The 22,298-nt window shown below is 67.2% G+C and carries 16 protein-coding genes; 10 read left to right on the top strand and 6 right to left on the bottom strand.

The genetic code is table 11. The features are described from left to right. Window positions 1-108 precede the first annotated feature (108 nt). Window positions 109-1,500 (bottom strand): M20/M25/M40 family metallo-hydrolase, encoded by a 1,392-nt coding sequence (locus ACU0BR_RS12020; RefSeq protein ID WP_446157068.1) that lies wholly within the window; start codon window positions 1,498-1,500, stop codon window positions 109-111. Between the two features lie 129 nt (window positions 1,501-1,629). On the opposite strand from ACU0BR_RS12020, the gene ACU0BR_RS12015 reads away from it, so the two are divergent. The 8 genes from ACU0BR_RS12015 to prfB all read left to right on the top strand — a co-directional run bounded on the left by ACU0BR_RS12015 (window position 1,630) and on the right by prfB (window position 13,075). Continuing rightward, window positions 1,630-2,244 carry a 5-aminolevulic acid synthase gene (locus tag ACU0BR_RS12015; protein ID WP_446157067.1) on the top strand — a complete coding sequence of 205 codons (615 nt, stop codon included), beginning with the start codon at window positions 1,630-1,632 and terminating at the stop codon, window positions 2,242-2,244. Window positions 2,245-2,389: 145 nt separating this feature from the next. Next, window positions 2,390-3,613 (top strand): 5-aminolevulinate synthase, encoded by a 1,224-nt coding sequence (gene hemA, locus ACU0BR_RS12010; protein WP_446157066.1) that lies wholly within the window; start codon window positions 2,390-2,392, stop codon window positions 3,611-3,613. Window positions 3,614-3,724: 111 nt separating this feature from the next. Next, complete coding sequence (locus tag ACU0BR_RS12005) at window positions 3,725-5,056, top strand: helix-turn-helix domain-containing protein (RefSeq protein WP_446157065.1); 1,332 nt, start codon at window positions 3,725-3,727, stop codon at window positions 5,054-5,056. Between the two features lie 132 nt (window positions 5,057-5,188). Continuing rightward, on the top strand, window positions 5,189-6,352 hold the full coding sequence (ispG, locus tag ACU0BR_RS12000) for a flavodoxin-dependent (E)-4-hydroxy-3-methylbut-2-enyl-diphosphate synthase (RefSeq protein WP_446157064.1): 1,164 nt from the start codon (window positions 5,189-5,191) through the stop codon (window positions 6,350-6,352). A 124-nt stretch (window positions 6,353-6,476) separates the two neighbouring features. After that, a complete protein-coding gene (locus ACU0BR_RS11995) occupies window positions 6,477-7,622 on the top strand; it encodes a pyridoxal phosphate-dependent aminotransferase (RefSeq protein ID WP_446157074.1) in 1,146 nt (381 codons plus the stop codon). Then, on the top strand, window positions 7,619-8,902 hold the full coding sequence (locus tag ACU0BR_RS11990; RefSeq protein ID WP_446157063.1) for an N-acetylmuramoyl-L-alanine amidase: 1,284 nt from the start codon (window positions 7,619-7,621) through the stop codon (window positions 8,900-8,902). Before ACU0BR_RS11995 ends, ACU0BR_RS11990 begins: the two co-directional genes overlap by 4 nt. Window positions 8,903-9,283: 381 nt before the next feature. Continuing rightward, a complete protein-coding gene (locus ACU0BR_RS11985; protein WP_446157062.1) occupies window positions 9,284-11,830 on the top strand; it encodes a penicillin-binding protein 1A in 2,547 nt (848 codons plus the stop codon). A 120-nt stretch (window positions 11,831-11,950) separates the two neighbouring features. Next, window positions 11,951-13,075: a peptide chain release factor 2 gene (gene prfB / locus ACU0BR_RS11980; RefSeq protein WP_446157061.1), complete on the top strand. Its 1,125-nt coding sequence runs from the start codon at window positions 11,951-11,953 to the stop codon at window positions 13,073-13,075. Between the two features lie 139 nt (window positions 13,076-13,214). Here the strand turns inward: prfB and ACU0BR_RS11975 are convergent, their stop codons facing one another. From ACU0BR_RS11975 to ACU0BR_RS11955, 5 genes are all read right to left on the bottom strand, one after another. Beyond that, the gene (locus tag ACU0BR_RS11975) at window positions 13,215-14,189 is read right to left on the bottom strand and encodes a sensor histidine kinase (RefSeq protein ID WP_446157060.1); all 975 of its coding nucleotides are present in this window, start codon (window positions 14,187-14,189) and stop codon (window positions 13,215-13,217) included. A 212-nt stretch (window positions 14,190-14,401) separates the two neighbouring features. After that, the gene (locus ACU0BR_RS11970; RefSeq protein WP_446157059.1) at window positions 14,402-14,944 is read right to left on the bottom strand and encodes a bactofilin family protein; all 543 of its coding nucleotides are present in this window, start codon (window positions 14,942-14,944) and stop codon (window positions 14,402-14,404) included. Then, window positions 14,934-16,223 (bottom strand): DUF5930 domain-containing protein, encoded by a 1,290-nt coding sequence (locus ACU0BR_RS11965; protein ID WP_446157058.1) that lies wholly within the window; start codon window positions 16,221-16,223, stop codon window positions 14,934-14,936. Before ACU0BR_RS11965 ends, ACU0BR_RS11970 begins: the two co-directional genes overlap by 11 nt. A gap of 234 nt (window positions 16,224-16,457) precedes the next feature. Further along, window positions 16,458-17,264 carry a ferritin-like domain-containing protein gene (locus ACU0BR_RS11960; RefSeq protein WP_446157073.1) on the bottom strand — a complete coding sequence of 269 codons (807 nt, stop codon included), beginning with the start codon at window positions 17,262-17,264 and terminating at the stop codon, window positions 16,458-16,460. A 65-nt stretch (window positions 17,265-17,329) separates the two neighbouring features. Continuing rightward, entirely contained in the window at window positions 17,330-17,791 is a 462-nt protein-coding gene (locus ACU0BR_RS11955; RefSeq protein WP_446157057.1) for a peroxiredoxin, read from the bottom strand. A 147-nt stretch (window positions 17,792-17,938) separates the two neighbouring features. Here ACU0BR_RS11955 and ACU0BR_RS11950 point away from each other — a divergent pair, with 147 nt between their 5' ends. Both ACU0BR_RS11950 and queA read left to right on the top strand, forming a co-directional pair. Continuing rightward, the gene (locus ACU0BR_RS11950) at window positions 17,939-21,229 is read left to right on the top strand and encodes a YhdP family protein (RefSeq protein ID WP_446157056.1); all 3,291 of its coding nucleotides are present in this window, start codon (window positions 17,939-17,941) and stop codon (window positions 21,227-21,229) included. Then, window positions 21,226-22,296: a tRNA preQ1(34) S-adenosylmethionine ribosyltransferase-isomerase QueA gene (queA, locus tag ACU0BR_RS11945; protein WP_446157055.1), complete on the top strand. Its 1,071-nt coding sequence runs from the start codon at window positions 21,226-21,228 to the stop codon at window positions 22,294-22,296. The genes ACU0BR_RS11950 and queA overlap by 4 nt, the downstream gene beginning before the upstream one ends. The last annotated feature ends 2 nt before the right edge of the window (window positions 22,297-22,298 follow it).

Raw genomic sequence — 22,298 nt, 5'->3', positions numbered from 1 at the left:
TGCTTCTTCTGGCCCGCTTCTTCTGGTCCAAAATATCCTTGCCGAAGGCGCGCCCCGCCGCGGCGGGGCTGTGGGCCGGGGTTCGCATCGCGGCCCCGGCGCGGGTCTTCAGTCCTCCAGCCGCGCCAGCACGCGCGCCCAGCTGCGGATGCCCTTGTGAAAGCTGCGCATGTCGTATTTCTCGTTGGGCGAGTGGATCTGGTCGTCGTCGCGCCCGAACCCGATCAGCAGGGCATCGGTGCCCAGGATGTCGCGGAAATGTCCCGCTATGGGGATCGAGCCGCCACTGCCGACATAGGCGGCCGCGTTGGGCCACTCGTCGCTCAGCGCTTCGCGGGCCTTCTCGAACAGCGGGTTGTCGGTGGACATCTGGCTGGCGGCGGAGGCACCATGCGGTTGAAACTCGACTTCGCAATCCTCGGGCAGCATGTCGCGCACCATCTGGCGGAACGATTCGCGGATTTTCAGCGGGTCCTGCTGTCCGACCAGGCGAAAACTGATCTTGGCGGTGGCGTGGCTGGGCAGCACGGTCTTGAAACCCTTGCCCTGATAGCCGCCGCCGATGCCGTTGACCTCGCAGGTGGGGCGCGACCAGATCATCTCCAGCGGCAGGCGGTCCTGTTCGCCGGCGGGTTTGGACAGCCCCACGTCGCCCAGGAAGGCGTCCGCGTCGAAATCGAGCGCTTCCCACTGTGCGCGGATCTCATCGGACAGCTCGGTGACGCCGTCGTAGAACCCCGGCACCGTCACCCGGCCCTGGGCATCGTGCAGCGCGGCGATGATCCGGGCCAGCACGCGGATCGGGTTCATCGCGATGCCGCCGAACATGCCCGAGTGCAGATCCTTGGACGCGGCGGTGATGGTCAGCTGTTCGCCGACGAGGCCGCGCAGCATGGTCACGATGCCGGGCGTGTCGGCGTCGAACATGCCGGTGTCGCAGATCAGCGCCACATCGGCGCGCAGCTCGTCGGCGTTTTCCTTCATGAAGGGCACGAGCGAAGGCGAGCCGGATTCCTCCTCGCCCTCGAAAAAGACGCTCAGCCGGGCGGGCAGGCTGCCGTTCACGGCCTTCCAGGCGCGGCAGGCCTCGACGAAGGTCATCAACTGGCCCTTGTCGTCGCTTGCACCACGCCCGCGGATCACGCGGCCTGCGTCGGTATCCTCGACCGCCGGTTCGAACGGTGGCTTGTCCCACAGATCGAGCGGATCGACCGGCTGCACATCGTAATGGCCGTAGAACACGACATGGGGGCCGTCGTTCTTGCCGTCCTTGCCGTCCCTGGCGTGGCCCACGACCATGGGATGGCCGGGGGTCGCGCGCTTATGCACGTCGAACCCGATCGAGCGCAGGTCCGCGACCAGCCAGTCGGCGGCATTGGCGCAGGCATCGGCATAATCCGGATCGGTGGAAATGCTGGGGATGCGCAGCAGTTCCAGCAGGCGCCCGGTCGCGTCGGGCAGGTCTTCGTCGATGCGGGCGAGAACTTTTTCCAGCGTCATGTGTGTCCGCTCCTTCGTGGTTTGCGGCAATTGGCGGCCATGGGAATGCTACCAGCCCCTTGAGTGGGTGGAAACCCGTCGGTGGCCGGGCTAATGTCAGCCATATACCGAAGCGGAGGGGAAGTACCCATGTCGGTCAGAAACACTGTGTTGCGGGCCAGCGCGGCGATGTTGCTGGTATCGGGTTCGGTCGCGGCGGCGGCGGCGGCCGAGCCGCTGTCGGGCGCCGCGGCCACGAAGATGCTCTATCCGGCCGATGGCGCCGAGGTGCGGGTGATCCCGCGCGATTTCATGGGGCCGAGCGATCCGCAGATCCTCAAGCAGGTGGGGGCCACGCAGAAATACTACGGCGCGGTCGCGGTCTCCCCCGCCGAGGGGCTGGCGTCGGAGGCGACGGTGGCTGGCGCGAATTTCCACGACGTCGACAGCGCGCGCGCCTCTGCGCTGAAGGCCTGCAACGCCAAGCGCGCGACCGGCACGCCGCCCTGTCAGATCGTCGCGGAGATCCTGCCGCGCGGCTGGAAACAGGGTAGGCTGCAACTGAGCGCCGACGCCACCGCCGCCTTCGCCGATACCTATGCCGCGCAGGACGCGCCCAAGGCGCTGGCGATTTCGCCTGCCACCGGCGAATGGGCGATCGGCGTGGGGCAGGACGCGGGGCAGCTTGCCTTGCTGGGCTGCCGCGAGCGCGCCCGGGGACGCGTCAAGGATGCCGGACCCTGCACGTTGAGCGTGCAGGACTGAAAGAGCTCGGTGGCGTGACGTCGTAGCCAACGTCGTGGCGCGGGGTCGCGTCAAAGTGAATGCGCGTCGAAATGCGCAATGGCATTGCAATCCGGATATATATATTCAAGGCTGAATATATGTGAAGGAAAGAACGGAGCCCGCCTTGGATTATTCTGCCGCCATCGAGTCCGCGCTGGAGCGTCTGCACCAGGAAGGCCGCTACCGCACCTTCATCGATATCGAGCGGCGCAAGGGCCATTTCCCGGCTGCGGTCTGGACCCGTCCCGATGGCACCGAGCAGGAAATCACCGTCTGGTGCGGCAATGATTACCTGGGCATGGGGCAGCACCCCGCGGTGCTGGGCGCGATGGAGGAGGCGCTGCACGCCACCGGCGCCGGATCGGGCGGCACGCGGAACATCTCGGGCACCACCGTTTATCACAACGCGCTGGAGGCCGAGCTGGCCGATCTGCACGGCAAGGAGGCGGCGCTGCTTTTCACCTCCGCCTATATCGCCAATGACGCGACCCTTTCCACGCTGCCCAGGCTGTTTCCCGGGCTGATCATCTATTCCGATGCGCTCAACCACGCGAGCATGATCGAAGGCGTGCGCCGCAACGGCGGGGCCAAACGCATTTTCCGTCACAACGATCTGGATCACCTGCGCGAGCTGCTCGCCGCCGATGATCCCGCCGCCCCGAAGCTGATCGCCTTCGAATCGATATATTCGATGGATGGCGATTTCGGGCGCATCGAGGAGATCTGCGACCTGGCCGACGAATTCGGCGCGCTGACCTACATCGACGAGGTGCATGCGGTCGGCATGTATGGCCCGCGGGGCGGCGGCGTGGCGGAGCGCGACGGCCTGATGGGACGGATCGACATCATCAACGGCACCCTCGCCAAAGCCTATGGCGTGATGGGCGGCTATATCACCTCATCCGCGAAAATGGTCGATGCCATAAGGTCTTATGCGCCGGGCTTCATCTTTACCACCTCATTGCCGCCCGCGGTGGCGGCCGGGGCGGCGGCATCGGTGCGCCACCTCAAGGAAGACCAGGGGTTGCGCGATCTGCAGCAGAGCCACGCCCGCACGCTGAAGATGCGGCTGAAGGCGCTGGGCCTGCCCATCATCGACCACGGCAGCCACATCGTGCCCGTTCATGTCGGGGACCCGGTGAAGTGCAAGATGATATCCGACCGGCTGCTCAGCGACTTCGGCATCTATGCGCAGCCCATCAACTTCCCCACCGTGCCGCGCGGCACCGAGCGGCTGCGCTTCACGCCCTCGCCGGTGCACGGGCCCGTGCTGATGGATCGGCTGGTGCGCGCGATGGATGAACTCTGGGCGCAATGTGCGCTGAATCGCGCCGAACTCTCTGCATAAACCTGATCTGCGGGTGCATCGTTCTTTGGAACTATGTTACCCTTTTCACGTTGGGTGGTGATCAACGAATCACCAGATCGGCGGGGACAGGAAATTCGCGGGGCAGTTGGGATGATTGGGCGCAGTAAAACGCCCGCCTCTGATCGGAAGGACTCCATCAAGGGGTTCGACGATTTCGATCTGAGGTTGGGGGATGTACTGAGGGGCGAGCGCGCCACCTTGGGAAAATCTCTTCTGGATGTTCAGCGCGAGCTGAAGATCAAGGCGAATTACATCGCCGCGATCGAAGCCGCCGATGTTTCCGTCTTCGAAACCCCCGGCTTCATCGCCGGCTACGTGCGCTCCTACGCGCGCTATCTGGGCATGGACCCCGACTGGGCGTTCAACCGTTTCTGCGCCGAAGCGAATTTCACCAATGTGCATGGCATGTCCTCGGCGGCGAATGCGGCGCGCCCGGCGGCCTCCTCCGTGCGCAGCCCCAAGGCCGCGAAAAAGCGTGAGCGCGACGACGACCCGCTGATGAATCCGCGCGCGCCGTTCTCTCCGATGGGCAACGCCTCTTCGGGGCGGATCGATCCGGGGGCGATCGCCTCGCTGCTGGTGCTGGTCGCGCTGATCGGCGGGCTGGGCTTCGGCGGCTGGAAGATCCTGCAGCAGGTGCAGCGCGTCAGCCTTGTCCCGGTCGAGCAGTCGCCGGGTGTCGTGGCCGATCTGGACCCGCTGGCCGGGGCCGCCATCGCCGCTGACGCGACCGAGCAGGGGGCGGGCACCGTGCCCAGCCAGCGCGCCGAGGCGCTGGATCGTCTTTACCGGCCCAAGGCGCTGGATGTTCCCGTGCTTTCGGCACGCGACGGGCCGATCGCCGATATCAACCCCGACAGCGTCGGCACTTTGGCCCCGCAGTCGCCGGGCGCCGCGGGCAATGTCGCATCCGCGGGCAGCGATCCGCGCGAGGCGTTCAACCGCGTGGCGCAGGCCGATGCGGGCGGCTCCGGCTCCGGCTCCGGCTCCGGGGCGGGGGCGATGTCGGGCACGGATGCCGCCGTCGCGGCGGCGCTGGCCTCCGGCGGGGATCCGCAGGTCGTGGCCGCCGATGTGCCCGATGTCGTGATGTTCGCCGTGCGCCCGGCCTGGGTGCGCGTGACCGGCGCGGGCGGGACCGTGCTGTTCGAAAAGATCCTCGACGCGGGCGAGCGTTTCACCCTGCCCAAGACCGAGGAGCCGCCGCTGCTGCGCGCGGGCAACTCCGGCTCGGTCTATTTCGCGGTGAACGGGCAGACCTACGGCCCCGCCGGGCCCGGCACCTCCGTCGCCAAGAAGGTCAAGCTCGGGGTCGAGGCGTTGAAAGACAAGTATCAGGTCGCCGATCTGGACAAGGACCCGGATCTGCGCAAGGTCATCGCCGTGGCCCAGGCCGATGCGACCGTCGTGCCCACCGAATGATCTTCGGACAGCGGTGCGGCGGGCGGGCCGCGCCCGATCGCGGGCCGCGCGGCAGCGCCGCGTTGTATCGGCGGCGGGCAGCGGTTATCTAACCCCCGAAGCCAACGCAGACCTGAGAGCGGGGACGACCCTATGTCGCTGAACGCCGTGCGCCCCTGGCGCAATATCTACCGCCGCAAATCCCGACAGATACACGTAGGATCCGTCCCGGTGGGGGGCGATGCGCCGATATCGGTGCAGACGATGACCAACACCGACACCTCGGACGTCGCGGCCACCGTCGCGCAGATCCGGGCGGCCGCCGACGCGGGCGCGGACATCGTGCGCGTCTCGGCGCCCGATCAGGCCGCGACGAAGGCGCTGCACCGGATCGTGGCCGAAAGCCCGGTGCCTATCGTGGCGGACATCCATTTCCACTACAAACGCGCCATCGAGGCCGCCGAGGCCGGCGCCGCCTGCCTGCGGATCAATCCCGGCAACATCGGCGACGCCGCCCGCGTGAAGGAAGTGATCCGCGCCGCCCGCGATCACGGCTGCTCGATCCGCATCGGCGTGAACGCCGGGTCGCTGGAGCGGCACCTGCCGGAAAAATACGGCGAACCATGCCCCGAGGCGATGGTCGAGTCCGGTCTGGAACATATCCGCATCCTTCAGGACAACGATTTTCACGAATTCAAGATCAGCGTTAAGGCCTCCGACGTGTTTCTCGCCGCCGCCGCCTATCAGGGGCTGGCCGACGCCACCGACGCACCCATCCACCTGGGCATCACCGAGGCGGGCGGGCTCACCTCCGGCACGATCAAATCGGCCATCGGCATGGGCAACCTGCTGTGGATGGGGATCGGGGACACGATCCGCGTGTCGCTGTCGGCCGATCCCGTCGAAGAGGTCAAGGTGGGCTTCGAGATCCTGAAAGCGCTGGGTCTGCGGCACCGGGGCGTCAACATCATTTCGTGCCCCTCCTGCGCGCGGCAGGGCTTCGACGTGATCTGCACCGTCGAAAAACTGGAAAAGCGGCTGGAACATATCAAGACGCCGATGAGCCTGAGCATCATCGGCTGCGTGGTGAACGGACCGGGCGAGGCGCTGATGACCGATCTGGGCTTTACCGGCGGCGGGGCGGGGTCGGGCATGGTCTATATGGCCGGCAAGCAGAGCCACAAGTTGAGCAACGACCAGATGATCGAACATATCGCGGAATTGGTGGAGCAGCGCGCCGAGGAGCTGGAGCGTCAGGCCGCAGCCGAGACCGCAGCCGAGGCCGAGGCCGCGGCGGCGGGGCAGGCGGCAGAGTGACGGGTTTCGCGAAGGACGCGGTGAAGGGCATGGCGATCGCCGGCCGCCGCGGGGCGCCGCGATGAGCGCGCGCCGCTCAGACCCGGCGTCGGCGCCCGTGGCGGCGCGGTCTGCGCGCACCGCGATGGCGCTGTCGCGGCGCAGCCAGGTCGATCCCTTCATCGTCATGGATGTGATGGAGGCCGCCCGCCGCGCCGAGGAAGACGGTCGGCGTATCATCCACATGGAAGTGGGCCAGCCCGGCACGCCCGCGCCGCGCGCCGCGCGCGAAAGGCTGGCCGCGGCGATGGAGGCCGGATCGCTCGGCTATACCGTCGGTCTGGGCCTGCCCGAGCTGCGCGCCCGGATCGCGCGCCTTTACCGCGACCGGCATGGCGTCGATCTGGACCCCGCGCGGGTGGTGGTGACGGCGGGGTCGTCGGGCGCGTTCCTGCTGGCCTTCACCGCGCTTTTCGACGCGGGCGCGCGCGTCGGTCTGGGGGAGCCGGGCTATCCTTCATACCGTCAGATCCTGCGCGCGTTGGATCTGGAGCCCGTGGGCCTGCAAACCCGCGCGGAGAACCGGTTTCAGCCGGTGCCCGCGGATGTCCGGGCGGGGGATCTGGACGGGCTGATCGTGGCCTCGCCCGGCAACCCCTCGGGCACCATGCTGGACCGCGCGGCGCTGAGCGCGCTGATCGCCGCGGCGCAGGAACGCGGGGCGGCTTTCGTCTCCGACGAGATCTATCACGGCATCAGCTATGAGCGCGCCGCCGTCACCGCGCTGGAAATCAGCGATGACGTCTATGTCATAAACTCCTTTTCCAAGTATTTCTCGATGACGGGCTGGCGTGTCGGCTGGATGGTGGTGCCGCCCGAACATCTGCGCACGATAGAGCGGCTGGCGCAGAACATGTTCATCTGCGCGCCCCATGCCAGCCAGGTGGCGGCGTTGGGGGCCTTCGACGCGGAGCCCGAGCTGCAGGAAAACCTGGCCGTCTATGCGCGCAACCGGGCGTTGATGATCGAGGGTTTGCGCAACGCGGGCTTCACCCGGTTCGCACCGCCCGACGGGGCCTTCTACATCTATGCGGATGTGTCCGAATTCACCGAGGACAGCCGCGCGTTTGCCGCCGAGATACTGGAAACGGCAGGCGTGGCGGTGACGCCGGGGCTCGATTTCGATCCGTTGCGGGGGCATCAGACGCTACGGTTTTCCTATGCCAGGGCGCGCGATGACATCGTCGTCGGTCTGGAGCGTCTGGCGCAATTCATGCAGGCGCGCCGATGAGGCGACGCGCCGCCGGGGAGGCGGCAGCGACGGCGGTGAGGAAGACGGCAAGGGCGCTGGTGCTGGCGCTGGCGGTCGGCGGGTCGGCCTCGGCCATCGCGCCCGCGCGCGCCGTCGCGCAGGATTTCCGCGCGCTCGCGCGGGTTCTGCCGGAGCGCAGCAGCCTGTCGCTGTCCGACGATGCGGGCGAGCTGGTCCTGGGGCTGAGCCAGGCGGTGCCCTACCGCGTGGCCACGCTGGACAATCCGCGCCGGTTGGTGATGGACTTCCGCGAAGTGGGCTTCGACGGGCTGCCCGTCGAGGCGTTCGGGCCGGATGCCCGCGACGCGCTGCGCTTCGGACGGTTGAAACCGGGCTGGACGCGGCTGGTGCTGGCGCTGCCCGCGCCGCTGCTGGTCCGGGAAGCGGGGATGCGGACCGATCCGGCGACCGGCAGCGCGGTGATCCGCGTGAGCCTGGCGCGCGGCACCGAGCAGGCCTTTGCTGCGCTCGTCCGGGAGGAGGCGCAGGACCCGCGGTGGACCCTGCCTCACCCCGCCGACACGCCCCGGCCCAGATCGCGCCAGCGCGGCGAGCGCAAGCTGGTGGTGATGCTCGACCCCGGCCACGGCGGTGTCGATCCGGGCGCGCAGCGCGACGGGATAGACGAGGCCGACCTGATGCTGGACGTCGCGCGCCAGCTCAAGGAACGTCTGGTGCGCGATGCCGGGATGGTGGTGTATCTGACGCGCGAAAGGGATGAGTTCGTTTCCTTGCAGCGGCGGGTGACGATGGCGCGCGAAAAGCAGGCGGATGTGTTCATCTCGCTTCATGCCGACGCGCTGGCGCAGGGGCGCGCCTCGGGCACGACGGTCTACACCCTGTCCGATCGCGCGTCCGATCGCGCGTCCGCGTTGCTGGCCGAACGGCTGGATCGCGAGGATCTGCTGGCCGGGGTCGACCTGCAGGAACAGGATGATCTGATCGCCGGGGTGCTGATGGACATGGTGCGCAAGGAAACCGCGCCGCGTTCCGATCTGCTTGCGGATCTGCTGGTCTCGGAAATACGCAAATCCTCCGACCATCTGCACAAGCGGCCCCGGCTGGAGGCCGGGTTTTCGGTCCTGCGCGCGCCTGACATCCCTTCGGTCCTGATCGAGCTGGGGTTCATGTCCGACGAAAAGGATCTGGCCCGGATTTCCGATGCGGCCTGGCGCAGCCGCCTGATCGACGGCATCCAGCAGGCGTTGCAGAAATGGCTGGTCGAAGACGCGGCGCAGGTGGAGCTGATCCGTCAGTGACCCGCCCGTGCGGCGACGGGCGTGGCGACAGGGGGCGCGCGGGCGCCGGGGACGGGCAGGAGACGGGCAGGGGATGGGCAGGGGACGGGCAGGCGGATGATCGCCGCCGCGCCGCGCCGGACGGTGACATGATCCGCGCCGCGCGGCATATAGCGCGCGACAGGCATCGCGGGTCGGGCACTCGGGGTCACGGCACTCGGGGTCAGGCACCGCGGGTCACGCACTGGGGGTCGGCCGCCCGCGAAAAACAACGGCTTCGTGAAGATGACGCCGCGATGTCCGCGGCTGGGGGCGAAATGCCTTTTTGACCTGCTCCCCCGCTGCGGCGTATAAGCCGGGGCAACTGCAAGCCGGCGTCAACGGCACCGAAAGGATTTGTAAGTGATCAGGGCCATCTTTGCTTTTATCGGCGGCATCTTCAGTTGGGTGACGAACGGCGCGATCATGGTGGCGCTCGGGATCAGTGCGATTTTCTGGATGTACGGGCGGGATCTGCCGAACCATGCGCAGCTGGCGCAATATGCGCCACCGACGATCAGCCGGATCTATTCGGGCGAGGGGCGCCTGATGGACGAATTCGCCCGCGAACGCCGGATTTTCACCCCGTCGGAGGATATCCCCGATCTGGTCAAGCAGGCGTTCATCTCCGCCGAGGACAAGAATTTCTACAGCCATCGCGGCTATGATCCGGTCGGCATGGCCTCGGCCGCGCTCGATGCGGCGCGCGGGCGCAGGCTGCGCGGGGCGTCGACGATCACGCAGCAGGTGATGAAGAACTTCCTGCTGTCGGCCGACCGCTCGGCCGAGCGCAAAATCAAGGAGCTGATTCTGGCCAGCCGTCTGGAAAAGACGCTGAGCAAGGAAAAGATCCTCGAACTCTATCTCAACGAGATTTTCCTGGGGCAGAACAGCTATGGCGTGGCGGCGGCCGCGCAGACCTATTTCAACAAGACCCTCGGTGAGCTGACCGCGGCCGAGGCCGCCTATCTGGCGGCGCTGCCCAAGGCACCTTCGACCTATCATCCGGTGCGCGGTAAGGAACGCGCCACCGAGCGGCGCAACTTCGTGCTGCGCGAAATGTTCCAGAACGGCTATATCGACGAGCAAACCTACCAGACCTCTAAGGCCACGCCGCTGATGACGGTGCAGGATGGGCTGATCGCGGATTTCCGCGAAGCGTTGCCGCCGCGGGATTATTTCACCGACGAGATCCGCCGCCAGCTGTCGGGACGCTTCGGCGAGGAGGAGTTCTTCGAGGGCGGGCTGTCGATCCGCGCGACGGTCGACCCGGTTCTGCAAAGCGAGGCCGCCGTCGCCCTGCGCGAGGGGCTGGAGAAATACGACCGCAACCTGGGCGTCTGGCGCGGGGTCGAGGACAAGATCGCGAAAGACAAGCTGAAAACCGAGGATGATTGGCGCGCCGCGCTGAAGGCCGCCAAGGTGCCGCGCGACATCGCGGGCTGGTATCCCGCCGTGGTGCTGGAGGATGCGGGCGATCGCGTGCGCATCGGTATCGAGGGGGTCGCGGACGACGCCGACGGGCAGTGGCTGCCCGCCAGCGATGTGACCTGGGCGCGCCCGCGGCAGGCGGATGGGCGCCTTGGCCCCAAGGCGAAAAAGCCCGGCGATCTGGTCGCCGTGGGCGATGTGGTGCTGGTCAAGGCGATCAAGAACGGCGACACGTTCGAGCGCTGGTCGCTGCGCCAGGTGCCGCGCATCCAGGGCGGGTTCATGGCGATGGATGTGAACACGGGCCGGGTGCTGGCGATGCGGGGCGGCTTTTCCTATCAGGATTCGGTGTTCAACCGCGCCACCCAGGCGACGCGGCAGCCGGGGTCGGTGTTCAAGCCCTTCGTCTATGCCTCGGCGCTGGATTCGGGATATACGCCGGCCACGCTGGTGCTGGACGCGCCGATCGAGGTCGATGTGGGCGGCGGCAAGGTCTGGCGCCCCAAGAACGCGTCGAACAAGTATTTCGGCCCGGCGCCGCTGCGCACCGGGATCGAGCGGTCGCGCAACCTGATGACCGTGCGCCTGGCGCAGGAGGTCGGCATGGACACGGTCGCGGCCTACGCCGAACGCTTCGGCGTCTATGACCGGCTGGACCCTTACCTGTCGAACGCGCTCGGCTCGGCGGAGACGACCCTGTTCAAGCTGGTGGCCGCCTATGCGATGTTCGCCAACGGCGGCGAGCGGGTGGAGCCCACGCTGGTGGACCGTGTTCAGGACCGCTGGGGCAAGACGATCTATCGCCACGATCAGCGCCAGTGCGTCGACTGTTCCCAGCCCGGGCTGCCGCCGGGCAAGGCGCCGACGATCTATTCCGACCGCCAGCGCGTGATGGACCCGATCACCGCCTATCAGCTGACCTCGATGATGCGCGGCGTGGTGGAGCGGGGCACGGCGAGCCGCACGGTCAAGCTGCCGATCCCGATCGCGGGCAAGACCGGCACCACCAACGACGCCAAGGACGTGTGGTTCATCGGCTTTTCCACCAATATCGTCGCGGGCTGTTTCATCGGCTATGACCAGCCGCGCGGCCTGGGGCGCGGGGCCTCGGGGGGCGGCATGTGCGGCCCGGTGTTCACCACCTTCATGAAAAAGGCGATCCCGCTTTACGGTGGCGGCGAATTCAAGGTGCCCGATGGCGGCGTCTTCGTGAACATCGACCGTTATTCGGGCGAGCGTGTGTCCGACAATGCCAGCGGCAAGGATGTCGTGGCGGAGCTGTTCCGCATCGGGGAAGAGCCGCTTTACGGTTCCATGTCGATCGTCGATGGCGGCTTCGGAGCCAGCGACAACCTGCCGGTATTCTCGCGCGGGGAAAGCGACGACAATCTGAACAGCATCACCACCTCGACCGGGCAGAAGAAGAAGATCGCGCCCAAGGCGTCCTTCGGCGCGTTGTCCTCGGGCGGGCTGTACTGACGCAGCTTTCGGGGGCGGTCGGGTCGCGATCGGCCGGCCGCCGCGCGGCGCCGCTTGCCGGTTGCCGCGCGCGTCCGGCTTTTGTATCACCATGCTCTGAAACGAAGGAAAGGGATCTTCATGCGGGCCGAAGCGCAGAGCCATGTCGACGCGACGCGGAAATCGCTGGCGCTGCTGCGGCAGCGGATGGATTGGGACACGGCGGAACATCGGCTGGAGGAGTTCAACGCCATGACCGAAGATCCGTCGCTTTGGAACGATCCCGACAAGGCGCAGAAGCTGATGCGCGACCGGCAGATGCTGGTCGATGCGATGGAGACCTATCGCTCGATCGAGCGCGACCTGAACGACAACATCGAGCTGATCGAACTGGGCGAGATGGAAGACGACGCCGAGGTCGTGGCCGAGGCCGAGGCCGCGCTGAAGGCGCTGTCGGCCAAGGCCGCGCAGAAGGAGCTGGAGGCGTTGCTGGACGGCGAGGCCGACGGCAACGATACCTTCCTGGAGATCAACTCGGGCGCGGGGGGCACCGAATCCTGCGACTGGGCGTCGATGCTGGCGCGCATGTACGTCCGCTGGGCGGAAAAGCACGGCTACAAGGTCGAGCTGCAAGCGGAAAGCGCGGGCGAAGAGGCGGGGATCAAGTCCGCCGCCTACAAGATCAGCGGGCCGAACGCCTATGGCTGGCTGAAATCGGAGTCGGGCGTGCACCGGCTGGTGCGTATCAGCCCCTACGACAGCGCGGCGCGGCGGCACACGTCGTTTTCATCCGTTTGGGTCTATCCGGTCGTCGATGACAACATCGAGATCGAGGTGAACCCGGCCGATATCCGGCTGGACACCTACAGATCCTCGGGCGCGGGCGGCCAGCACGTCAACACCACGGATTCCGCCGTGCGCATCACCCATATTCCGACCGGCATCGTGGTGACCAGTTCGGAAAAATCGCAGCACCAGAACCGCGATATCGCGATGAAGGCACTGAAATCGCGGCTTTATCAGATGGAGCTGGACAAGCGCAACGCGGCCATCAACGAGGCGCATGAAAACAAGGGCGACGCGGGCTGGGGCAATCAGATCCGATCCTACGTGCTGCAACCCTACCAGATGGTGAAGGACCTGCGCACGCAGGTCGAGACCTCGGACACGCAGGGCGTGCTGGACGGCGATCTGGACAAGTTCATGGCTGCGACGCTGGCGATGGATCTGTCGGGCAAGAGCCGCGCGGATTCCCAGCAGGACTGACGGCTCGGCGGGGTGGTCGGCCCGGCCGGCCCGGCGGGGCCGAGGGCAGCGCGCAGGATTGGCGGCAGCGGCTGCCCCCCTATGGGTATCGACAGGGGCAGGGCGGCCTGACGCGGACCTTCGGCTCGCGGCCGCGGGATCAGCCCTTGGGAAAGATCACCGTGACCACGGTGCCCTCTTCGCTGCTTGAGGTGCTGACATGCCCGTCGATCTGGGTGGCGAAGGCCTGTACCAGATTGCGCCCCGCGCCGCTTTTCGGAGTGGATGCGCCGTCCATGCCGTTTCCGTTGTCGGCCACCGTCAGGCACAGCAGCGCGTCGCGGTTTTCCAGGCTGACGCGGATAGTGCCCTCGCGCCCGTCCGAGAACGCGTATTTCAGCGCGTTGGTAACCAGCTCATTGACCATGAGCCCCAGGGGCGCGGCCAGCCGCGAGGAAATCCGCAGGGCGATGATATCGGTTTCGACCTGGATGCCCTGCGTCTGGCCAATGGAATCGAACACGTTATCGACGATCTGCCGGATGTATTTGCCGACACAGACCTCGGTGACCGATGTGCCCGCGTTCAGCGTCTTGTAGAGGTCGGCGACCGCGCGCACGCGCTGCCCCACCCGTCGCAGCGGCGAGACGTCCTGATCGGACCCGGTGGCCCGCACCTCCATCGAAATGATGGCGCTGATGATGCCCAGGCTGTTCATCACGCGGTGGTTCAGCTCATCGAGCAGCGATCCTGATTGTTGCAGCGCGGAGGCATGTGCGGCCTTCAGCTCCTCCTCCGCGATGGCGTCGCGGAACTGAGCGATGAACCGGCCGGGACGGGCCAGCGGAACGACGAAGGCATCCAGCACACGGCCCTGCGCCATGCTGCCCAGTCGCAGGCGTCGGGGCGTGCCGGACAGCACGGTGTCGACGACCTGGCGCACCCAGCTGTCGTCGTTGACCGGCATCAGGTCGCGAAGGCTGTGCCCCACCGGATCGCCGAGGCCGGAAACCCTGGTGAAGGCGTCATTGACCGACAGAAAGCGGAAATCGGCGGGCGTGCGCGTGATGACCTCGCACAGGCAGATGCCTTCGTCGATGTGACCGCTGAGATGAAGCAGTGCGGTCGGGTCCATCGGATGCGCGGCCTGCGGAATTTTCTGTCTGCTGGCGTCTGGTGATAGCGGATCGTGCATCGGAGACTCTGAACGTGAACAACTAGGAACTGGCGGACTATTCGGATGTTTCCAGTTTGGAATAAATGCGAGACCTTATCAAGAAGAACGCCGCCCCTTGGGGCGGCGCAAATTGAGCTTGGGCGGGCAGGGGTGCGCGTGCGCACCGTGCGTTACGCGTCTTTCTTGGGGGCCGGGTTGCCCTGCTGGGCGGGGGCGCCGCCGGGGCGCTGGCCGACGGGCTTACCGCCGGTGTTCAGCGGATCTTCCTGACGCTGGACCGAGCCTTCGAAATGCGCGCCGGATTCGATCGCGATGGTCTTGTGGATGATGTCGCCCTCGACCCGCGCGGTCGCGGTCAGTCGCACCTTGAGGCCGCGCACGCGGCCCACGACGCGCCCGTTGACGACGACGTCATCGGCCATGACCTCACCCTTGACGGTGGCGCCTTCGCCGACGGTCAGCAGGTGGGCGCGAATGTCGCCCTCGACCTGGCCTTCGACCTGGATGTCGCCCGACGTCTTGATGTTGCCCTTGATCATCAGGTCCGAGGACAGCACCGACGGGCTGGGCTTGGGCTTGGGCGCCGAGGAGGGGGCGGGGCTGCGCGCATCGGGCATCGCGGGTTTCGTTCCCTGGGCCTCGGGCGTCTGGGGCTTGTCCGAGTCGCTGCCCTGCTTGGGTCCGGGTTCGTTGATCCTGCTTTTAGAAAACATCTTTGGCTGCCTTGATATAAGTCATAGGGTTCACGGCCTTGCCGCCAAGGCGGACCTCATAGTGCAGATGGACACCGGTGGAGCGGCCGGTCGTTCCCATAGCACCGATGCGGTCGCCACGCGACACTCTTTGACCTTTTTTGACGTAAAGCTTGTTCTGATGAGCGTAGCGCGTTTCGATTCCGAATTCATGCTGAATCTTGACCAGCTTGCCATAACCGCTGGACCAGCCCGCATAGGTGACGATCCCGTCGGCGGTTGCATAGATCGGCGTGTTCAGCCCGGCGGCGAAATCGGTGCCCTTGTGCATCCGACCCCAGCGCGGCCCGAATCCGCTGGTGTAGCGGAAGGCCGATTTGATCGGGATGCCGAAAGGCGCCTTTTCGGCGGCGATTCGGTAGAGGTTCAGCTTGTCCAGACGGCCCAGCAGGTTGTTGGCGCGGTCCGACAGCTCGTCGGGGACCTCGCCCTTGGAGGATTTGATCACGGGCGTCAGCGGGCCGCCCTGGCCCGAATACCCGCGCCGGACCGTATCCAGGATCTTCGCGGTCGGCAGGCCCGCGGCGCGGAACATCTTGTCGAGCGGCGTCAGCGAGACGGTCAGCGCGTCCTCCAGCTGGCTGAATACGCGGTCGTTGCGCTCGCGGTCCAGCTTGGCGCGGCTTTTCATCTGGTCGATCTTGATCTCGGCCGTCTTGGCAAAGACCGACATGCGGTCGCGCTGATCGGAGGTGCGCGCCAGCGCGGCGGTCAGGAAATCGACCGTCGCCTCGGCGTCGCGCTGCTGGCCCGCGCCGGTCTTGGTGGCACCGGTGACCTGCTTGAGTTCCGCCATCAGGCGGTCGCTGTTCTGCTGGGCGGCGTCGCGGTCCTTCATGGTGCCGCGCAGGGTCTTCTGGATGACCTCTATCCCCGTCTCCAGCTCTCTGCGGCGATCTTCGGAGGCCAGCAGGTTCGCCTGCATCTTGGATACCTGCGTCAGCGCGACGTTGAAGCGCTCCTGCGCCTGGCGGGCCTCGCTCGCGCGGCGGTCGCGTTCGCGCGACAGCTGGTTCAGGCGCTGTTCGTAAAGCTGTTGTTCGCGCAGGGCCATTTCGCGCGCGCTGCCCGAGCCGATGCTGTCGATCAGCAGGACCGAAGTGGCCAGGATCGTCCAGCCCACCAGCACCGCGCCGCCGAACAGCACACCCGCCTGAAGCGTCGGGGAAAGTCGGATGAAGCGGGTTTCCGTGTCAGAGCGCAGAAAGAGTCGTTGTTCGGGAATATATTTCTCGAGCATACGAGAAAGCTTGCCTGTCGCCTGCGGTTTCAAGTGGAATTTCCTTCTTCGTCCCCATTCGCGCGGCCATCGTGTCCCCCGTAGCCGACGCAATTTTTGATTAACGATTGTGTCATTCTTAGGCAACGCTTTTGGGCAAAGTGGTTCCGCATGCGTGGAGGGGCGAAGTATTCTGGCAAAATTCCGCCTAAAATCACGCGCTGTTCATGGTTTGTTGGCGATTCTTCAGGGCTCTCACGGTGCCGACCCCTCGGGGTCGTCGACCAGCGGCCAGTAGAAATCCGGCGGCAGGCCCGCATCCGCGCGTTTTTCGGTGTTGAACGGCGGTTTCAGCGGGGACGGAAAATACCGCCGCACCAGCGCATGGAATCTCTCCTTCGGGTCGCAATCCTCACGCCCGCAGAGGAAGTTGAACCATTTCGAGCCATAGGCGACATGGCTGACCTCTTCGGCATAGATGGTTTCCAGCGCCGCGACGGCGGCGTCTTCGCCGGCGCGGCGGAAGGCGTCGATCATGCCGGGGGTCACGTCGAGGCCGCGCGCCTCGAGCACCATCGGCACGACGGCCAGCCGGGCCATCAGATCGGCGCGGGTGTCTTCGGCCGCGCGCCACATCCCCGCATGAGCGGGCAGGGCGCCGTAGTGGCTGCCTGCGGCCTCAAGACAATCGGCCATCAGATTGAAATGCTTGGACTCGTCGTCGGCCGCCCGGACCCAGTCATCGTAGAAACCGAGCGGCAGCGGCACGTCGCGAAAGCGCGCGATGATGTCCCAGTGCAGATCCACGGCGTTCAGTTCGATGTGGGCGACGGCGTGCAGCAGGGCGCAGCGGCCCTCCGCCGTGCCGGGGCGGCGGCGCGGCACGTCGCGCGGCGACAACAGCTCGGGCCGGGCGGGGCGCGCGGGTCTGTCGGGCGGCGCCGCATCGCCGAGGGCCGGCGCCGCGTCGGCGGCGCGCGCGGCCAGCCAGCGCGCGGCATGGGCACGCGACAGCGCGGTCTTCCGGCGCGGATCGGCGGTGGTCAGAACCTCGACCGCCATCGCGCTCAGGGCGGGCGGCGCGCAGGGCGTGGCGGGGGCGGCGGGGTCGGTGAGATCCACGGGCGTCAAAGGGCGCGCACCGCTTCCAGCACCTCTTCGGCGTGGCCGTCGACCTTGACCTTGCGCCAGACGCGCCGGATCACGCCGGTGCCGTCGATGAGGAAGGTGCTGCGCTCTATCCCCATGGATTTCTTGCCATAGAGGGTCTTTTCGACCCAGACGCCGTAATCCTTGCAGGTGGTTGCCTCGGTGTCGGAGATCAGCGCGACCGACAGGGCGTGCTTGTCGCGAAACTTGTCATGTTTGGCGCGCGTGTCGCGCGATACGCCAAGCACCATGGCGTTCCGGGCGGCGAAACTGTCGGCAAGCCCGCTGAAGGCGATGGCCTCCTTCGTGCAGCCGGGCGTGTCGTCGCGCGGATAAAAATAGAGCACCACCGTGCGCGGGCGCAGCTGCGACAGCGTGACCATCTCGCCGCCGTCGCGGGGCAGGGTGAAATCGGGGGCGGTGCTTCCTGTGTCGATCATGCAATCCATCCTGATAATTTCGGCGCATTCCGTTTATTATGGCGCAACCTGTCCATTTTCGGCCATCGTGTGTACTGCGGGGGCCGCGCGCTACCCTACAGCGAAGCGATGCGGGATAAAATGATCTGGCAGGAAGGTCAGACAGCGATGGGCGCAGGCAGAATGGGCAAAACCGGGTTTCGCCGCGCGGTGCGGGCGATCCGAGCGCTGGTGCTGGTCGTCGTGGCGACGGCTGTTCTGGTGATCGGGCTGGCGGTGGCGCTGGTGCTGTCGGGCCGCAGCTTCACCGCGCCCGCCGCGCTGACCCAACGGGTGGAAGTGCTGGCCAACGCGGCGCTGCCCGACGGGGCGATCAGCATCGGCGCGATCCAGGTGGCGCTGCGCGAGGACATGTCGCCCACGATCCATCTGAGCGAGGTCACGCTGAACGACGCCAATGGCGTCGCCTGGGTGGATCTGCCGGATCTGCGCGCGACGCTCGACCGCGAGGCGTTGTGGCGCGGGCAGATCGTGCCGCGCGAGCTGACGGTGCGGGGCGTGGCCTTCGGGGTGACGCGCAACGCGCAGGGCGCGTTCGACCTCGATCTGGCGGGATATTTCGGGCCGCGCAGCCGCGTGGACTCGCTGGGCGAGGTGCTGGACCAGCTGAGGGCGCTGATGGACCGGCCCGCGCTCGGCCCCGTGGACAGCGTGCGGATCGAGGATGTGCGCGTCACCTTCCGTGACCAGCTGAATGCGCGCAGCTGGTCGCTGCAACAAGGGGCGATCCTGCTGAACAAGGACCGCGACAGCATCTCCCTGGACCTGGGCGCGCCGGTAATCAGCGACAGCGGCGGGCGGTCGTATTTCGACCTGTCGTTCGAGGCCGCGCGCGCGACGCGGCGGGCGCGGCTGGATGTGCAGTTCACCGATGTCGATTCCGCCGATGTGGCCGCGCAATGGGGCGGGCTGGAATGGTTGCAGGTGTTGCGCGCGCCGATTTCCGGGCAGGTCGGGCTGCGGATCGACGAGCAGGGCGGGATCGGCGATCTGGACGGGACGCTGGAGATCGCGTCGGGCAGTTTCCGGCCGGAGGAGAACCTGAGCCCCATCCCCTTCGACGGCGCGCGCGTGGCCTTCGATTTCCTGCCCGATGAGCAGAAGCTCGAATTCGACGAGCTGCGCTTTCGCTCCGACGCGCTGACATTGGAGGCGACGGGCCATGTCTACGTGTCGGATCTGCTGTCGGCGGAGCGGCGCAGCTTTCTGGGGCAGATCGCCCTGTCCGATCTGCGCGCCGCCCCGGCGGAGATCCTGCCGGGGCCGGTGGCCTTCGACGGCGGCGCGATGGATTTCCGGCTGCGGCTCAATCCCTTTCGTCTGGATCTGGGGCAGCTTGTCCTTCTGGAGGGGGACAACCGCCTGATCGCCTCGGGCGGGGTTTCGGCGCAGCCCGAGGGGTGGGAATTCGCGCTCGACGCCTCGGCGGTGCGGCTGACGCGCGATCGGCTGATGGCGCTGTGGCCGGTGCCGCTCAAGACCCGGACCCGTGACTGGCTGGACGACAATATCCTGAGCGGCGAGATCCTGAACGCGCGTGCGGCGATCAGGTCCCGCAGCGGGGACAAGCCGCTGATCTCCTACAGTTTCGATTTCCGCGAGGCGCGGCTTCGCTACCTTAAGACCATGCCGCCGCTGCGCAGGGCGCAGGGTCACGCGTCGGTGAACGGGCCGCTCTTTTCGCTCTACCTCGAGGGGGGAGAGGTCGAGGCGGCGGAGGGCGAGGTGCTCGATGCGGCGGGGTCGGTCATGCGCATCCCCGATCTGGGGGCGCATCCGCCGCGCGCCGAGATCACCCTTCGCGCGCGCGGGCCGCTGCGCGCGGCGCTGGAGATGATCGACAAGCCGCCGCTGCGCCTGCTGTCGAAGGCGGACAAGCGGACCGACCTGGCCACCGGCCGCGCGGAGGTCGAGGTGGATCTGAGCTTTGAGCTGGGCCACAGGCTGGCGCCGGGCGAGGTGGATTATGCCGTGACGGGGGCCGTGCTGGACGTGGTGTCGGACGCTCTGGTGCCCGGGCGGCGGCTGACGTCCGGGCGGATGGAGATCAGCGCAACGCCGCAGTTGGTCAGCATCGGCGGCAGCGGCGCGCTGGACGGCATTCCGATCGACGCGACATGGACGCGGCGGGTGGGGCCGGACTACGCCGGGCGCAGCCTCGTCGAGGGCCGGGTGGAGCTGTCGCCGCGCGTGCTGCGCGCGTTCCGGGTAGATCTGCCCGACGACAGTGTCAGCGGCCGCGGCGAGGCCCTGTTCGAGCTGTCGCTGCAAGAGGGGCGCGCGCCGGTGCTGGATCTGCAATCGGATCTGCGCGGGATCGGCCTGCGCGTCGATCCGCTGAACTGGCGCAAGCCCGCGGCCGACAGCGCCGAGCTGGCGCTGACGGTGCGTCTGGACCCGGTGCCGCAGGTGACGCGGCTGGTGCTGGACGGCGGCGGGCTGGAAGCCGAAGGCACGGTGCGGCTGAAGGCGGACCGCTCGCTCGATCGGGTGCGCCTCAACCGGGTCAGCATGGGCCGGACACTGAGCGCGGCGGTGGATCTGGTGGGGCGGGGTGCAGGGCGCGCCCCGGCTGTGGTCGTGCGCGGCGGCAGCTTTGACCTGCGGTCCGTTTCCGGGGCGGCGCAGGATGCCGGGCGCGGCGCGACACGGGGCGACACGGTGCCGATGCAGGTGGCGCTGGACAGGCTGGTGATTACCGACAAGATCGCGCTGCACGACTTTCAGGGAACGCTGGATGCCGGCGGCGGGTTGAACGGCACCTTCACCGGCCGGGTGAACGGCGGCGCGGCGGTGGCGGGCACGCTGGTGCCGCTGCGCGGGGGCACCGGGGTGCGGATCACGTCGCGCGATGCGGGCGCGGTGCTGGCGAGCGCCGATATGTACGGCACCGCGCGCGACGGGGTGATGGAGCTGATCCTGTCGCCCACCGGCAAACCCGGCACCTATGACGGCGTGGCGCGCATCCGGGACGTGCGAATCGTCGATGCGCCCTGGATCGCCGAGCTGCTGTCGGCGATCAGCGTCGTCGGCCTGCTGGAGCAGCTTTCGGCCGGCGGGCTGCATTTCAGCGATGTCGAGGCCGAGTTCCGCTTGAACCCCGGCGCCGTCATCATCAAGAAGGGCAGCGCGGTCGGCCCTTCGCTGGGAATTTCGGTCGACGGGTTCTATGAACAGGCAAGCGGAAGGATCGATTTGCAGGGCGTGGTTTCACCAATCTACCTACTCAACGGGATCGGCCAGCTGATCACGCGCAACCGCGAAGGGTTGTTCGGGTTCAGCTATCGGTTGACCGGAACGGCCGCGCGGCCGCGCACCAGCGTGAACCCGCTGTCGATCCTGGCGCCCGGCTTTTTCCGCGATCTGTTCCGCAAGCCCCCGCCGCAGGTGGACGAATGAAACTGTCGGATTTCGATTTCGAGCTGCCCGAGGCGCTGATCGCCACGCGGCCCATGCGCCCGCGCACCGCCGCGCGGATGCTGGTGGCCGAGGGCGCGTCGATCAGCGACCGCAGCGTCGGCGATCTGCCCGATCTGCTGCGGGCGGGCGATCTGCTGGTGCTCAACACCACCCGCGTCATCCCCGCGCGCCTGAACGGCACCCGCACGCGGCGCGGCGACGACGGACAGGATCATGCCGCGCGCATCGGCGTCAACCTGCTGGAGCCGCGCGCCGATGGCACCTGGGCCGCGCTGGTCAAACCGCTGCGCAAGTGGCGCGTGGGCGAGCGTGTGGTTTTCTCCGACCGATTGTCGGCCACTTTGGAAGGGATCGAGGAGGGGCAGGCGCATCTGCGCTTCGATCTGGCGGGCGCCGATTTCGACGCGGCCCTGGCCGAGGCCGGCGACATGCCGCTGCCGCCCTACATCGCCGCACGCCGCGCCGCCGACGCGCAGGACAAGCAGGATTACCAGACCGTCTTCGCGCGCCACGCGGGGGCGGTGGCGGCGCCCACCGCGTCGTTGCATTTCGATGAGCCGCTGCTGGAGCGGCTGCGCGCCGCGGGCGTGGAATTCGCCCATGTCACGTTGCATGTGGGCGCGGGCACCTTCCTGCCGGTCAAGACCGACAACGTGGAGGAACACCGGATGCACGCCGAATGGGGCGAGGTGACGCAGGAGGCGGCCGCCCAGATCAACCGGGCCCGCGCCGAGGGCCGCCGGGTCATCGCCGTGGGCACCACCGCCTTGCGGCTGATCGAATCCGCGGCCTCCGACGAGGGGCGCATCGCGCCCTGGCGCGGCGAGACGGATATTTTCATCCGTCCGGGATACGGCTTTCGGGTGACGGATGCACTGATGACCAATTTCCACCTGCCGAAATCGACATTGATGATGCTGGTTTCCGCGCTTATGGGGACGGACGGGATTCGCAGAATCTACGCGCACGCCATCGAAAAGCGGTACCGGTTCTTTTCCTACGGCGATGCGTCCCTGCTGATACCGGCGCCGAATCCGACGCGCTGAAT

The sequence above is a fragment of the Brevirhabdus sp. genome (assembly GCF_052826345.1).
Note: the sequence above shows the minus strand (reverse complement) of the source record. Positions and strands in the feature narration are given on the sequence as shown.